The organism is Exiguobacterium sp. JMULE1 (genome assembly GCF_013337175.1).
GTDB lineage: Bacteria > Bacillota > Bacilli > Exiguobacteriales > Exiguobacteriaceae > Exiguobacterium_A > Exiguobacterium_A indicum.
Genome location: NZ_SGWC01000002.1, coordinates 1645852 through 1661033 on the forward strand (window position 1 = coordinate 1645852; position 15182 = coordinate 1661033).

The 15182-nt window shown below is 47.1% G+C and carries 13 protein-coding genes; 4 read left to right on the forward strand and 9 right to left on the reverse strand.

Annotated features, from left to right (window positions below; translation table 11 throughout):
* Window positions 1-230 precede the first annotated feature (230 nt).
* Entirely contained in the window at window positions 231-620 is a 390-nt protein-coding gene (locus EXW93_RS09025) for a hypothetical protein (RefSeq protein WP_023468515.1), read from the reverse strand.
* 159 nt (window positions 621-779) lie between these two features.
* Between EXW93_RS09025 and EXW93_RS09030 the strand changes: the two genes are divergently transcribed.
* Entirely contained in the window at window positions 780-2204 is a 1425-nt protein-coding gene (locus EXW93_RS09030; protein ID WP_174316389.1) for an NAD(P)H-binding protein, read from the forward strand.
* Window positions 2205-2325: 121 nt separating this feature from the next.
* On the forward strand, window positions 2326-5913 hold the full coding sequence (locus tag EXW93_RS09035; protein ID WP_174316390.1) for a dynamin family protein: 3588 nt from the start codon (window positions 2326-2328) through the stop codon (window positions 5911-5913).
* A gap of 55 nt (window positions 5914-5968) precedes the next feature.
* Here EXW93_RS09035 and EXW93_RS09040 read toward each other — a convergent pair whose 3' ends face one another.
* From EXW93_RS09040 to EXW93_RS09050, 3 genes are all read right to left on the reverse strand, one after another.
* Window positions 5969-6877, reverse strand: a complete 909-nt coding sequence (locus tag EXW93_RS09040) for a LysR family transcriptional regulator (protein ID WP_023468518.1) — start codon at window positions 6875-6877, stop codon at window positions 5969-5971.
* Between the two features lie 12 nt (window positions 6878-6889).
* A complete protein-coding gene (gene corA / locus EXW93_RS09045; RefSeq protein WP_174316391.1) occupies window positions 6890-7840 on the reverse strand; it encodes a magnesium/cobalt transporter CorA in 951 nt (316 codons plus the stop codon).
* Between the two features lie 314 nt (window positions 7841-8154).
* Window positions 8155-8703 (reverse strand): hypothetical protein, encoded by a 549-nt coding sequence (locus tag EXW93_RS09050; RefSeq protein ID WP_023468520.1) that lies wholly within the window; start codon window positions 8701-8703, stop codon window positions 8155-8157.
* A 284-nt stretch (window positions 8704-8987) separates the two neighbouring features.
* Here EXW93_RS09050 and EXW93_RS09055 point away from each other — a divergent pair, with 284 nt between their 5' ends.
* Window positions 8988-10106, forward strand: a complete 1119-nt coding sequence (locus EXW93_RS09055; RefSeq protein WP_174316392.1) for an NAD(P)/FAD-dependent oxidoreductase — start codon at window positions 8988-8990, stop codon at window positions 10104-10106.
* A gap of 42 nt (window positions 10107-10148) precedes the next feature.
* Entirely contained in the window at window positions 10149-10472 is a 324-nt protein-coding gene (locus EXW93_RS09060) for a hypothetical protein (protein WP_055968418.1), read from the forward strand.
* An 82-nt stretch (window positions 10473-10554) separates the two neighbouring features.
* Here the strand turns inward: EXW93_RS09060 and egtD are convergent, their stop codons facing one another.
* The 5 genes from egtD to EXW93_RS09085 all read right to left on the reverse strand — a co-directional run bounded on the left by egtD (window position 10555) and on the right by EXW93_RS09085 (window position 15110).
* Entirely contained in the window at window positions 10555-11511 is a 957-nt protein-coding gene (gene egtD / locus EXW93_RS09065; protein WP_055968420.1) for an L-histidine N(alpha)-methyltransferase, read from the reverse strand.
* Entirely contained in the window at window positions 11511-12791 is a 1281-nt protein-coding gene (gene egtB / locus EXW93_RS09070) for an ergothioneine biosynthesis protein EgtB (RefSeq protein WP_058264870.1), read from the reverse strand. Before egtB ends, egtD begins: the two co-directional genes overlap by 1 nt.
* 123 nt (window positions 12792-12914) lie before the next feature.
* Window positions 12915-13898, reverse strand: coding sequence for a GMP reductase (gene guaC / locus EXW93_RS09075; RefSeq protein WP_023468525.1), 984 nt, complete (start codon window positions 13896-13898; stop codon window positions 12915-12917).
* 161 nt (window positions 13899-14059) lie between these two features.
* Complete coding sequence (locus EXW93_RS09080; protein ID WP_052017109.1) at window positions 14060-14566, reverse strand: NUDIX domain-containing protein; 507 nt, start codon at window positions 14564-14566, stop codon at window positions 14060-14062.
* Window positions 14553-15110 carry a GNAT family N-acetyltransferase gene (locus tag EXW93_RS09085; RefSeq protein ID WP_174316393.1) on the reverse strand — a complete coding sequence of 186 codons (558 nt, stop codon included), beginning with the start codon at window positions 15108-15110 and terminating at the stop codon, window positions 14553-14555. Before EXW93_RS09085 ends, EXW93_RS09080 begins: the two co-directional genes overlap by 14 nt.
* Window positions 15111-15182: the final 72 nt, after the last annotated feature.

The window sequence follows — 15182 nt, forward strand, 5'->3', positions numbered from 1 at the left end:
ATAGTTAGACCACCTTTTACTGATACTTTCATCTTATTTCCAGTCGCCGCCCATCTCAATTAGTTCTTCGTGAATAAACTTAGCTTTTATTTTCATGGCGATTTATTTTAATGAACTCTGATTCACGAACATCTTCTTACCGATTCTTGAACTTACAACTTTTCTTCCCTCACAAAAAATCCGATTGATGAAGAGGAGTTTCTTCATCAATCGGATTCATACGAGTGGCATTACGATTTCGCACCTTTTTGTAACATCTGACATCCGTATGCCCGCAATTTAATCGCTTCGAGTACGAGCGACATCTGTTGCTCATCCAATCGTTCAATCAGCTCGATGATTGTGATCGTCGTTCGTCCATTATACAATTGGACGATCAAGTGAATGATCGCTTCTAACGCTGGACTCGGATAGGGTTCAGCTAGAAATTCACGATCAAAAAACTCACCGCTATCCGGAAAGAAGTAATCCGAGAACCGTTCGAGCACTTGTGGCTGTCCTGTCGCAAGGTACAGCATCGAGACCATCGCTGCATCTTCTCGTTGTTTCGGCTTTAATCGTCTCCACAACAGATCGAATCGTCGTTCATGTCCCTCTTGCATGAATTGTATCGTCTGCATGGTTGAAGCCCCCTTTGTTTTCATACTTCCTGTTGGTTCTTTTCCATATGTTACTATTCCCTATTCCATTCAACTGAATCGTCTCAGCATATCCTCTTGCGATTGAACCGACTCGATTGGGGGTACATTACAACAGATATAAGAGAGGAGTTTACATCCATGCCAACGCGCCTAGCTTTAGCCGGAGCCACCGGATACATTGGTCACAATTTACTGAACGAACTAAAGAAAAAATATGACGTCATCGCCCTTTCACGAAATGGTGACGACAAGGATAATGAGGAACACGTCGAATGGCGATCGTGCGACCTCTTTTCTCTAGACGATACGATCGCTGGTATGAAAGGAGCGGACATCGCTGTCTACCTCGTCCATTCGATGATGCCATCTGCTAAATTGACACAAGGATCGTTTGAGAATATGGACTTATTGTTAGCCGATAACTTCGCCCGTGCCGCAAAAGAAAACGGCATCCGGCAAATCATCTACTTAAGTGGTATCATCCCCGAGGAAACAGAAAATCTATCGCGTCACTTAAAGAGTCGACTTGAAGTCGAACGCGTTCTCGGTGCGTACGGAACACCGGTGACGACGATCCGTGCTGCGTTAATCGTTGGTCCTAAAGGTTCATCGTTCCCAATATTATCGAAACTCGTCAAACGCTTACCCGTCATGGCACTCCCACGATGGACACGTAACAAGACACATCCTGTCGCCTTACCCGACGTCATTCATGCTCTTGGTGAAAGTGTCGATCGCGATGATGTCAAAGACCGGGCCATCGATATCGGTGGTCCAGAAGCGATGACCTACAAAGAGATGATCCTTAAAACAGCCGACATCATGGGTAAACGACAACCGACGATCGATATTCCTTTATTGACCGTTAAATTATCCCGCCTTTGGGTGACACTCGTGTCCGGAGAACCAAAAGAAACCGTCTATCCACTCGTTGAAAGCATGGTCCATGAGATGGTTGCGGATCCAGAAAAAATGGTTCCCGGCATCAGTGACGGCAAAATCACATTCGAACAATCAGTCCGAGATGCGTTAAAAGAGGAGGAGGAACAAAAAGGATCTTCTTCCTCGTCGTCTTCGACACCAGACGTCCTTGACGTCCGATCGGTACAACGTGTTCTTTTGCCAAAGGATCGCGATGCCGACTGGGCAGCTGAAGATTATATGAACTGGTTGTCATCATTTGCTCGCCCTTTCCTATCGTCAACCGTGCAAGATCAAGTCGTTCGGATCCACATTCCGTTTTACGAACAACCGCTGCTGGAATTGACGAAGGAACCGGTTCACGATCGACACATGGCGACGTACCGGATTACCGGCGGATTGTTCGCAAAAGTCGAGCAAGACAGCCGTGGTCGGATTGAATTCCGGCAAATTCCCGGTACGCAGGAATGTATCATCGCCATCCATGAATTCGTCCCTACGCTACCGTGGATACTCTACAAGGCAACACAGGCGAACGTTCACCTGCTCGTGATGTATCTCTTCAAATTACACTTGTTGCGCCGGATTCATTCGACGGAACAAGAATCGACACGTGCGGACGAAATCGTTCCGTCCTCTTAATGCCAATCAAAACGATTCGCCTCTTCCTTGGCGAATCGTTTTTTGACGTTTACAGAAGGATGACGAAATGGAAAAAATCGTGATACACTGGACGATGACTGAAAGAAAGGGGTTTCATCGCATGCGCTCATTTGAGGAACGATTATCGAACCAACTCGAGGCGACGGCTTCACTCGCCACATTGATTCAACCTTCAACGGATCAACTCCGTTTAGATAAACTAGATAAATTCGCTAGCAAACTATTAAAACGAGAGTTCACGATTGCGTTTGCCGGTCACTTTTCAGCTGGAAAATCGAGCATGATCAACGCCTTGACGGGTGAATCGGTCTTACCGACGAGTCCGATTCCGACGAGTGCGAACATCGTGACACTTCAGCAAGGTGAGACGGATTCAGCAATCGTTCACTTTCATGAACAGCCCTCTGTTCGTCTGACAGCAGCAGAGCAAGAGGAGCATCTTCAATCGCTTGGGAAAAGTGGTGATGTCCGACAAATCGATTTGACGCATGCCGCGTCCGCGCTGCCTCCTGGTCTCGTCTTGATGGATACGCCAGGCGTCGACTCGGTCGATGATGCCCACCGGGTCTCAACGGAGTCTTCCCTTCACTTGGCTGACATCTTGTTTTACGTCATGGATTACAATCATGTTCAATCCGAATTGAACTTCATGGTGACGGATGAATTACAAGCTGCCGTGCCGGAATTATATTTAATCGTCAATCAAATCGATAAACATCGTGACGATGAACTATCATTCGACGCCTTCCGTCGTTCGGTTCATGCGTCCTTCGCCGAACACGGTGTCGTACCGAAAGGTATTTTCTTTACGAGCCTACGGGACCCAGCCCATCCGCATAACGATTTCACGGAAGTCGAACAACTCGTCAAACAAAGCATTCGCGACGCTCAACCGAAGTTGTTGACTTCTGCCGCTCTGACACTTGAAAGTCTTCACCAGGAGCATACACGTTATCTCACACGTCTCGTCTCAGAAACCTACGAGACGATGGCTGAGCAATTGAATGACACTGAACAACGGGATCCGGCGAAAATCGAAACCGAATTAGCGCGTGTCTCGCAACAGTTAGAAGCACGTCAACCGGACCGCTGGGTACAGACGTTTTCGCTTCATCGGGATCAACTTTTGAAAAATGCGACATTGATGCCGTTTGAATTACGCGAGAAGATGCGCCGCTTCCTCGAGTCACGTCAGCGTGATTTCAAGATTGGATTATTCCGTAGCGCGAAAAAAACGGAAGCGGCTCAAGCAGAGATCGCACAAGACGTGCTCCGTGCCTATCAGACAGTGACCGCTTCTGAAATTTCGCTTCATTTACGTAACTTGATGAAACAATCGTTACGTGACCTTGGTCTCCTACAGGATACGCACATCGTCGCAATCGATCAGCTCTCACTTGACCCACCGCTTTCCGTACTCGAAAGTGCCTTGCCAACCGGTATTACGATCACAGGTGAATCAGTGCTCCAGTTCACGAATCGTGTCGCCGAACAGACACAAGCGTGGTTCGTCAAGGAAACGAACGCGTGGCGTGAGCTTGTTCGTCAAGAGTTGACGGCAACTTTCCCGAAAGAACAAGCTGAACTATTGCAACAACAGACGTCACTACAGCATAAATGGAATAGCGTTCAAGCATGGCAACAGGCTACCGTAGCACTCGAGCGATATGAGCATGGCGTTGCGAGTCCATCCGATCAACAACTCAAACAGGCTCGGACGCAAGTCTCAGTTTGGGAGGAGCAATTGATTCAGCAAGAAGCGGCGATCGTTTCCTTTACCGGGTATGAATCGGTGACAGAAACTACTGCGTTTGAAGTTGCGACGACGATCAGTGAGCAACAAGCCGTCCGTTATGCACCGGAAGACGTCGCTCAAATCCGTCAGCATCTAAATGGTCTTCAAGGTTTTGAAGATGCCGTCGCTTATTTGAATGACAAATTGGACCGACTGACACATCAATCGTTCACGATTGCCTTATTCGGTGCCTTCAGTGCTGGGAAATCGTCGTTTTGCAATGCCTTACTCGGAGACAAGGTCCTCCCGGTCTCTCCGAATCCGACGACCGCATCGATCAACCGGATTCACCCTGTTGACGCTGCACACCCGCACGGCGTGGCAGAAGTCACGTTCAAGTCGGAAGCAGCGATGCTTGAGGACTTAAATGAAGCAATGGTCGGAACGATGACATTCGAGTCAACGAAACAGGCATACGATACGCTCTTACCACGTACCGCGTCACTGACGGACCCGTTCTTGCGTGCTTTCTTGAAAGGATTCCCTGCCGTCCAATCCTTCATCGGTACCATCCAGACGGTCGATCAAGACGCTTTTAAACAGTATGTCGCGCAGGAAGAACGAAGCTGTTTCGTAGATGTCATCGATTTCTATTACGATAGCCCATTAACACGTCTCGGCGTGACGCTCGTCGATACACCGGGAGCAGATTCAATCAATGCCCGTCATACTGATGTCGCTTTTGATTACATCAAGAACGCGGATGCGATCTTATTCGTCACGTACTTCAATCATGCCTTCGCCCGCGCTGACCGTGAATTCTTGATTCAACTCGGTCGTGTCAAAGACGCATTCGAACTCGATAAGATGTTCTTCCTCGTCAACGCGATTGATCTCGCTGCATCAGATAGCGAACGTCAAGATGTCTTGAACTATGTCGCGACGGAATTGCAACGCTTCGGGATTCGATCGCCTCGACTGTATGGAGTCTCGAGCTTACAAGGACTCACGGAAAAGCAACAAGAGCGATCGGATTCAACTTCCGGTCTACCTGAATTCGAGGAGGCATTCCATCACTTCCTAGCGGAGGATCTGACCGGTCTCGCCAAAGTATCGTTGTCTGAGCAGACGGAAAAGACCGTCCAGCGACTCGAACGATTTATCGCTGCGACTGAAGCGAATCTGTTGCGAAAAGAAGAACGGTTGGCTGAGCTGTCTGCTTTAGAACAGCAGGTCACGGATCGTTTCGAAGACAATCGCGCCGCTTTGATCGAACCTGCACTCAAAGCAGAGATCCATGAGCTGTTGCACCATGTCGTACAACGCATTTATTACCGTTTCTCCGACTTTTTCAAGGAAGCCTATAATCCTGTTCGTTTTGCTCAAACTGGCAAAGGAGCGGCATTACAGGATGCATTGACGGAACTGTTGACGTTCCTTCGGTTCGATTTTGAACAAGAGCTCCGTGTCACGCATTTCCGTGTCGATCAATGGCTCGAAGCGTCCTTGATCCGGCGTCAACAAGAGGAGCAACAGTTGCTAGAGCAATGGAACGAATCCTTCCAACTCGCACCTGTCACGGTCTCTCGATTAAACGAAATGACGTTCGATGGTCCATTCGAAGATGCAACGCCTTATGTCGGCGTCAAACGCCACTTCCGGAATGCGAAAGCCTTCTTTGAGAAAAATGAGAAGGAGCAGTTGAAGGAGGAGCTTGCGACATTAACTAAACAAGAAGCACTCGCGTATACTGCCACTCAAGAAGAACGCTTGCTTGCAGTCTCGTCGGCACATCTGGACACTTCTTTGACAGCCGTTTCAGAGCACCTATTACGCCAAACACTCGAGCAACTTGAGAGTGAACGAGCGACGTTACAGGCACAAGAGACGCTGACTCCTTATAAACAAGCAGCAAAGCAGATTCGCAGTCTGACGCAACACGTCACTTCGTAAAATACAATCGTTCAACACAAAAGACCGGAGCGCGATGCGTTCCGGTCTTTTTTCTTCATCGCGCAGGCGTTGGCCAATACGACTGAAAATAGTGAACGATGTATTGGTGGACGTGCCGGACAACAGGACGTAATTCCGTCCCGACGAGTCGGTTCAACGAGACATCCCATAACATCGGTGGGTCGAACGGGATGATTTTAATGTCATCCGCATGATGAAACCGTAGTATCGGTTCCGGTAGGATTGAGATGACGTCAAGTTCTTGGACCATCCCGATCAACAAGTCCCATGCCCCTGACATGAAGAAGATATTCGGCTCTTGCTGCACTTTACGAAACTCCGATAGTATTTGATGATGTAACATGAATCGATCGTTCAAGATGACAAGTGGTTCATTTCCGATATCACGATACGACAACGCTTCTTTGGCTTGAAACGGGTGATTCGGACGCACGGCGACGACGACCTCATCTTCGATCAATCGAAAACGTTCGATACCATAGGATTCGCCCGGTTCAATCAAAATGGCCAAGTCGAGTTCTTCAAGTAACAGTCGACGCTTGAGTTCAAACGCCCCCTCTTCGATGATTTCGAGTTCGATGCCTGGATGTTCCGCCATGAACTTCGGAATCAACTGCGAAAATAAAACAGGGAGGATGACGGGTGGGATGCCGAGACGGACCTTTCCTCGGACGACGTTCGAACGTTCACGCAGATGACCCATCAATGCTTGATGACGTGTCAGAACGATCTTCGCATCCTCATACAATTGACGTCCCGTTTCCGATAACCCTGTCAACCGTCCGTGCTTTCGAATGAACAGTTCCACTTGCTCCAGCTGCTCGAAGTCGCGGATCATCTGACTAAGCGCCGGTTGCGAGATTGACAAGTGCTTCGAAGCACGCGTTAAGTTATAGCCTTGCTCAACGATTGTCGTAAAAAAAAGTAACTGTCGAATATCCACTTACATCTCCCCTTATTCATCAAACCAGCGATTTTTTTTGAAAAACAGAATCATTCCTAAAGCGAGGAGTCCCATTGCCCCTAATGTCACGAAATAACCGTACCGAGTGGTCAGTTCTGGCATATGTTCGAAGTTCATGCCGTATATTCCGGCGATGAACGTCAACGGCATGAAAATCGTCGTGAAGATTGTCAACGTCTTCATGATGCTATTCATCCGGTACGAGTTGAGGGAAATGAAATTATCCCGAAACTCAGAGGTCATTAATCGATTGTATTCGATCATTTCCGATAACTTCAGTAAGTGATCGTACAAATCGCGAAAGAATGCTTGTTTCTTTGGATGAATCGATAACCGCTTTGATTCGACGACACGATACAGTAAGTCCCGCATCGGCATGACCGTCCGCGAGATTCGAAGTAACCGCGCGCGTAGTTCGAAAATCTCCTCCATCAACCGACGATCATTGCCACGCGTTCGGTAGCGTTCTTCAAGCGCAAACAATTCATCTTCCGTCGCATGAACGATCGGAAAATACCCGTCGACGATCTTATCCATGATTTTATGTACGAGGTCGACTGTTTCTTGTTTGTCGAGGCGTTGGCTACACTGGTCAAACACGATATCAATTTCTGGCGAAGATTGCTCATGGTAGCTGACGAGATGCCGGTCGCTTGCGAACAAATTGATTTCGCGACTTGTCAACGTTCCTTCATCGAGCGCATGAAGGACAAAAAAGCTATGTTCTGTATAATATTCAAGCTTCGGGCGTTGTAAGTAATGGAAACAATCTTCAATCGCTAGCGGATGAAAGTCAAAGACCTCAATCAGTTTTTGCTTTTCTGCATCTGTCGGTTGATCGAAATCAACGAAATAACGTGTGATGCCCGATTCCTGTATCCGACTTACATCATCAGTCAAAATGATTGTGTCATTCGCATCAATCAGTATACAACGAATCAACTTTTTCTCCCCCTTTTCCTATGTAAGCGTACTATATTTTTTCAAATGCAACAAAAAAAGGATTTCTCCGAAGAGAAATCCTTTCAGATTGTTGACTTGTAGACAAATGGACTGACTCAAAAAATGACGCACCTTTTCACGCCCTTTCCTCAGGCGAGACACAAGCCAGAGCGACCCTGCAGCGAAGCGAAGCTTGTCCCAGGAAAACGATGCGAGTCGAACAAAAAAAGCGCAATCCTTCTCGTTAGAGAACAATTGCACTTGTCTTCAGTCTCAAAAGATTTCCCCAAAGAGAAATCCGTTTCAAATAGCAATCAACCATGTTCAATATAAAATCCGCTCCAATAAACCTGACGATACGTAAACTCTTTTCCACTCTTCGTCGTCACAAGCATTTCATCTTCTGCCATGACGGCAATTTTAATGGGTACTTCACCGTGATCCGTCAAATAATTGAGGATCTCAAGATGCCGATTCAACCAAAGACGACGGCGGAACCAACGAAAACGACTGAATGCCGCACTGAAGTGGAGTAAGGCAAGCGCAAGGATAATTAAAGCAAACGGAAGTGGAATATCGAACAACGCAATCAAATATACATCTGCGATCAGCAAGGATAACGAGAGACCCATTTCCGTCATCTCCATGAAAGATGCTTTATAGGTCGCAAAGTAGGTCATCACACGAAATAGGAAGATGACCGTGAGGTACGGTACGAAGTACATTTGAAACACATGGTCCGTGCCGCTGTTGACGAACATGAGCAGTGGCAGGAAGAATAGCAATTTCCAGATTAGGATGGCGGAATAAAATAAAGTATGATCCGTGTAGCGTCTGCGTACGATGGCTTGACTCATATTCATTGCCTTCCCCTCCTTCATGATGGACCGTTTCAAAGTCGATGATGACAGGACATGATGCCTATAAGGGTATGTTTCCGAATTCAGCTGTTTCTAATCGTCTAATTCACAGTTTTTAGAAACTGTATATTTAGTATACGTCATGACGCGCTAAATGGTTCACTTTCCCCATCATTTCCCATCATTCGATGTGCTACAGATTGGAAACCCGCTCTTGCTAGTCGTCCGGATCTTCTACTGCTACAATAAAAGATATTCCAATTGAACAGAATCGAGTTGAATCTTTCATGTACACCCATATCATCATTGGCGCCGGAATTCTCGGTGCCTCGACTGCCTATCATTTATCGAAGGCTGGTGAACGCGTCTTACTCGTCGATCGGAAGGAACCCGGTCGAGCCTCTCATGCGGCAGCCGGCATCATCTGTCCATGGATGACACAGCGGCGAAATAAGGCATGGTACAAATTAGCGAATAACGGGGCTCATTTTTATAAGACATTGATTCCTGAACTGGAAGCACTCGGTGAGACGAGTACGGGTTATCAGCAAGTTGGCACGATCGCCTTACATGAAACATCAAAAATCGAAAAGATGGAGACGATTGCGCAAAACCGTTTTCCGGAAGCTCCTGCCATCGAACGTATCGAACGACTGGACCAAGATCGTGTCAAAATGCTCTTTCCACTCGTCGAACAGATCGAGGATGCCTTATTCGTTTCCGGTGGTGCCCGCGTTGACGGACGTGCCTTGTGTGCTGCACTGATTCGTGGCGCTGTCGAACATGGAGCGACCGTCCTAGAAGGAGATGCTTCTCTTGTCGTAGACAAGGGAGTCGTCACTGGTATAACCATGGAAAATGAACAGTACTCGGCAGAACAGTTCATTTTAACGGCGGGTGTCTGGTTAAATGACTTACTCCGCCCACTTGAGCTTAAAATCGATTTGCATCCGGAGAAGGGACAGATTCTGCAACTCGATTTGACGGACTCTACATCAACGACATGGCCCGTCGTCATGGGACAACGCGGATTATATCTCGTCTCTATCCACGAAGGGAAACTGATCGTCGGTTCAACACACGAAAAACAGACCGATTATGATTTGAAACCGACCGTCAAAGGGATGCATGCCTTATTGAATCGCGCTTTACCTGTCTTACCGCGTCTCGAAGAAACGACGATTGATGAACTGCGTATCGGCTTACGCCCGTATACGAAAAACTCCCTGCCGGTGATCGGACCGCTTCAAAATCATCCGAACGTGTTCCTAGCGAACGGACTCGGTGCATCCGGTTTGACGATCGGACCGTATCTCGGTAGCCAATTAGCGAAGCTTGCACGTCATCAAACTCCTGATATCGAATGGACGACTTATGAGCCGACCTACGTCTCTCTCGACTCCTGACCCACTCTATACTTCACTTTGAAAGGAAGTACACCATTGTCCATGAAACCAATCGTTCCTCTTGAATTATTCGATGCTTTAGATATACGTGTTGGTACAATCCAGTCGCTTTCGGATCTTACCGATGGCTCAATTCAGCTTGAACTACAATTCGACGGCTTTACGCGTTCTTTTTCACTCGCTTGGGAATCGCTTCGCCCGGATGTCCATGAGTTGCTTGGAAAACAAGCGATTGCCGTGTTGAATGTACCTGGTCGTACGCCTGAAGAGTCGGGGCGGTTGCTTGAGATCGGACGTTCGGAACAATGGATGCCTATCCTCGTCGTACCGGAACATCCGATTCCAGAAGGCGCTCGGATCGAATAAACGCTTTCACCCACAAAAATACTCCCCTTCATCGCTTCTACACAGAAGCTTACAAGCGGGAGTATTTTTAGTTTTTTCGCCGTTACATTTTTTCTAAATAATGCACGCTGAATCGTTCATCGTCATCGATCCAACAATTGACTGAATGAAAACCACTTTGACGGGCAAGTGTCTCAAACTCTTCTTTACTGTATTTATAGGAGTTTTCCGTATGAATCGTTTCCCCTTGTTTGAATGGAACCGTCACATCTCCAACTTGCACGAGTTGATCGAGTTGACTCCGAAGATGCATTTCGATTCGTCCTTTTTCTTCATTATAAAAAGCATGATGTTCGAATCGTGTCACATCAAACGTTCCCTCGAGCATCTGATTCAAATGCGTCAACATGTTCAAATTGAATGCTGCTGTGACACCGGCTGCATCATTATAAGCCCGTTCAAGCACATCAACAGACTTTTTCAGGTCGACGCCGATCAAGAATCCATCACCCGTTTCAAGAATTCGTGAGGAATGACGTAAGAAGCGCATCGCTTCCTCCGGTTCAAAGTTACCAATCGTCGATCCCGGGAAAAAGATGACTCGTTTTTGAGACTCCTCGACCGGTAAAGAAATCGATTGTGAGTAATCCCCACAGACCGCTTTAATATGCAGCGCAGGATACCGTTCCGACAATTGGCGTGCAGATTCCATCAGGAAGTCTTTTGAGATATCAATGGGCATGTACGTGTCGAGATGTGTAAATGTCTCCAGTAACATCTGGATTTTACGACTGCTGCCACTTCCATATTCAATCAGTGTATGCACATCGCCGATACTTCGTGCGATCTCCGCTCGATGCTGCTCCAAGATGGCGAGTTCTGTCCGTGTCGGATAATATTCCGGTTGTTGCGTAATCTGTTCGAACAACTGGGATCCGATATGATCATAAAAATATTTTGCCGGTAAGACCTTTTGTTCTCGCATCAGACCTTCGATGACTTCTAAACGCATGTTTTGTTGCGGCGTATATAAATCGTACCCAATGACTGTCTCTCGCATCACATGTCACCTGCCAATCGGAAGCCGCCAAATAACCAACGTTTATCAGGCGGGAAGAAGTTGCGGTATGTCTCGCGAATATGATCGTCAGGCGTCACGCACGCTCCTCCACGCAGTACCATTTGATTACACATGAACTTCGCATTGTATTCCCCGAGTGCTCCTTCGAGCGGTTTACTGCCTGGATATGAACTATAAGCGCTCGACGTCCACTCCCAGACGTTTCCGAACATGCTCGCAAGCGTCGTCTCTGACTCTTCGACGGCTACCGGATGGAAGGTCCCGCTTCCCATCATATTACGCTTCGTGACAGAATCGACTTGGCGCGAAGCCCATTCCCATTCCGCTTCTGTCGGCAACCGTTTCCCTATATAGCGACTATAAGCGTCCGCCTCATAAAAACTGACATGACAGACCGGTTCATCGAGACGAAGTGGTTCGACACCGTTCATCGTAAAGATCGTCCACTCTCCCGCGTCATCCTTCATCCAATATAACGGGGCTTTCCAGCCTTCTTTTTGAACCGTCGCAAAGCCGTCAGATAACCAATACTCTGATTTTTCATAGCCCCCTGCTTCAATGAACGCCAAATACTCACCGTTCGTGACAGGACGCGTCGCGAGTTCAAATGGATGCAGCCACGTTTTATGACGTGGACTCTCGTTGTCAAACGCAAAACCGTCTCCTGTATGACCGATTTCGACGAGTCCTTCCTCGAATTGGATAAACGATGTTTCCTTGACTGCATTTTCAGGCACATCTGTTGCCAGCGACTTTGACTGATAAGCAGGTAACAGTGGATTCGTGAAAAAGTTATACTTCACGTCCATCAAGATCAATTCCTGATGTTGTTGCTCGTGTTGTAGTCCCATCTCGACTAATGTTTCGATTTTTCGTTGGTCTTCTGGAGTCCGTTCTTCCTTCAAGAACTCGACCATTTGTCCATCGACATATGACCGGTAAGCAATGATGTCCTCGACGGTCGGACGTGATAACATCCCTCGTTGTTGACGAGGCTGGTAAGCACCAATCGAGTTGTAGTACGAATTGAACAGATAATTGTACTTCGGATGGAAGACGCGATAGCCTTCACTATATTCTTGTAGTATCATTCGTTCAAAAAACCAAGTCGTATGGGCGATATGCCATTTCGGCGGACTCACGTCCGAACTCGCTTGAATGATGAAGTCTTCTGCTTCGAGCGGTTCAATCAAGGCAATTGTTTGGTTACGAACAGTGGCAAATTTTTCGATTAAGTACGATGTCGTTTCAAATAGCATGTCAATCACTCCCTATCCAAAATATTCCGAATCTTTTGGTCCATTTGATGTATACCCCTCCTATGGAAGAGTTATGCTAAAGAAACAAAAAAAGTCCGCTCCGTTAAGAGCGAACTGATCACTTTAATATACTTTATCGCCGTTGAAGATCGAGTTCTTGACGACGACGTAGTCGACCGTCCGAATCGCTTGCAATTTGTTCCCGCCAGCGTACGAAATTGCCGATTGCAAATCTTGCTCCATCTCGATCAACGTATCCGCTAGACTTCCTTTATGCTCGACGAACATCTTCTTTCCTTCGACGTTCTTGCGTTCCCCTTTTTGGAACTCAGAAGCAGAACCGAAGTATTCCTTGACGAGCACCCCATCTACTTCATGCGTCTCACCAGGCGATTCCTCGTGCCCTGCGAAGAGTGAACCGATCATGACCATCGAAGCACCGAACCGAACCGACTTCGCGATATCGCCATGCGTCCGAATCCCGCCATCCGCGATGATCGGTTTACTTGCTGCTTTTGCACACCAACGAAGTGCCGCGAGTTGCCAACCACCTGTACCGAATCCTGTCTTAATCTTCGTAATACACACTTTACCTGGTCCGATCCCGACTTTTGTTGCGTCGGCTCCCGCATTCTCAAGTTCGCGCACCGCTTCTGGCGTACCAACGTTACCCGCGATGACGAAACTTGCTGGTAGAAGCGACTTGATGTGACGAATCATCTGAATGACGGCTTCCGAATGACCGTGTGCGATATCAATCGTGATGTATTCAGGAGTTAGGCCCTCTGCCGCAAGCTGTTCGATCAGCTGATATTCTTCTTCCTTGACACCGACGCTGATTGAAGCGAACAGTTGACGTTCTTGCATCATACGTACGAATGCCAAACGACGAGCCGGTTCGAATCGATGCATGATATAAAAATAATCGCCTTCCGCTAAGAACAAAGCAATCGATTCATCAATGATCGTTTGCATGTTTGCCGGTACGACCGGAAGCTTGAAACGTCTACCACCGAACTCGACTGACGTATCACATTCCGAACGACTACCAACGATTGATTTTGCTGGAATTAATTGAATATCTTCATAATCGAATACTACATCCATGAATAACACCTCTAATTACGAATATTTTTTAATATATTGGCGATAATCATTCGCCCCTTGACTACTATAACGAACTGTCATCATAGTGTCAAAGAAATTTTCGCATTTTTAAGGTTTTTCAAGAACTTTATTCCGTTATCAGCAATTTAATGTTCGGTTTTTTACCGATTTTGTTGTTGTAAATCTGTCAACCAGTGCTCTTCCCAGTCAAAATAGCTCGTTGCTTCGGATGCTTCAAACACGTGATCAGGATAAGGCAGTGCTAAAGGAGGACGATCCTGTTTCGGAAAATACGCCAGTTGCTTTGATTCGCCATCGATGGCTTCGAGCGTTCCGCCGACTACCTTACACTCGAATACCGTCGCTACATATTCAACTTCGTTTCCATCTGGGTACGTCAAACGGAACGACTCTCCACCGAAGGTCGCAATCAGACGGACCGGTCGGACGAATAGACCCGTCTCTTCATAGACTTCGCGAATGACTGCCTGTGCCGGTGATTCCCCCAGTTCGATTGCTCCAGCAGGCAAACTCCAAAACGGACCTCCTGGATCCTGAAAGAGGATGTGACCTGCTTCGTTTCGAATGATCGCTGCGACGCATGGTGTAAAAAGACGCTGCGTTCCGACAAGTTGGCGCAGATTGGCATAATAATTAGAGATTGGCATGACGTGACTCCTTTCGGTCTTCTTTTAATAGGGCAAACAAAACAAAGTCTTCCCAGGCATCGTTGATGAAGAGATTTTGTTTCGCGATTCCTTCTTTACGAAATCCGACTTTTTCAAGGACACGGATCGAGCCGATATTCTCTGGCATGACTTCAGCTCGGATCCGGTGAAACTGGTGGATATCAAATAAATGATCCACGAACAATCCGACCGCTTGTGCCATATATCCTCGTCCTGAAAAGGCGGCATCCAACTGGTAGCCAATCATGCACGTCTCCGCTGGTCCACGTTGAACGAACATCGCCGAAACATCCCCAATCAACTGGTCCGTCTCGGATAAAAAAACACCATACGCATAATAAGCATCTTGACGCATCAACTCTAGATGACGATGAATCCGTTCTCGTTGCCCTTCTATCGTGTATTGTTCAGGTGACGGCTTGATAGGCATCCAGTATTCAAAGTGATCACGGTTTCGCAAATTCACATCAAGGATCTCCGCTGCATCCTCCAAGATGTACGGGCGAATGTATATAGGAAGCATATAACGTTCCTCCATTTCCATTATTATCTTTAGTTCAAGAAGTTTGGGTGTTTCATAATTCATATAGCGGGA

Coding starts and splice junctions, on each gene's coding strand:
- EXW93_RS09080 (WP_052017109.1), bottom strand. CDS start 14,566: ATGCCAATCTCTAATTATTATGCCAATCTGCGCCAACTTGTCGGAACG.
- egtB (WP_058264870.1), bottom strand. CDS start 12,791: ATGCTATTTGAAACGACATCGTACTTAATCGAAAAATTTGCCACTGTT.
- EXW93_RS09025 (WP_023468515.1), bottom strand. CDS start 620: ATGCAGACGATACAATTCATGCAAGAGGGACATGAACGACGATTCGAT.
- EXW93_RS09030 (WP_174316389.1), top strand. CDS start 780: ATGCCAACGCGCCTAGCTTTAGCCGGAGCCACCGGATACATTGGTCAC.
- guaC (WP_023468525.1), bottom strand. CDS start 13,898: ATGGATGTAGTATTCGATTATGAAGATATTCAATTAATTCCAGCAAAA.
- EXW93_RS09055 (WP_174316392.1), top strand. CDS start 8,988: ATGTACACCCATATCATCATTGGCGCCGGAATTCTCGGTGCCTCGACT.
- egtD (WP_055968420.1), bottom strand. CDS start 11,511: ATGCGAGAGACAGTCATTGGGTACGATTTATATACGCCGCAACAAAAC.
- EXW93_RS09085 (WP_174316393.1), bottom strand. CDS start 15,110: ATGCTTCCTATATACATTCGCCCGTACATCTTGGAGGATGCAGCGGAG.
- EXW93_RS09060 (WP_055968418.1), top strand. CDS start 10,149: ATGAAACCAATCGTTCCTCTTGAATTATTCGATGCTTTAGATATACGT.
- EXW93_RS09050 (WP_023468520.1), bottom strand. CDS start 8,703: ATGAATATGAGTCAAGCCATCGTACGCAGACGCTACACGGATCATACT.
- EXW93_RS09035 (WP_174316390.1), top strand. CDS start 2,326: ATGCGCTCATTTGAGGAACGATTATCGAACCAACTCGAGGCGACGGCT.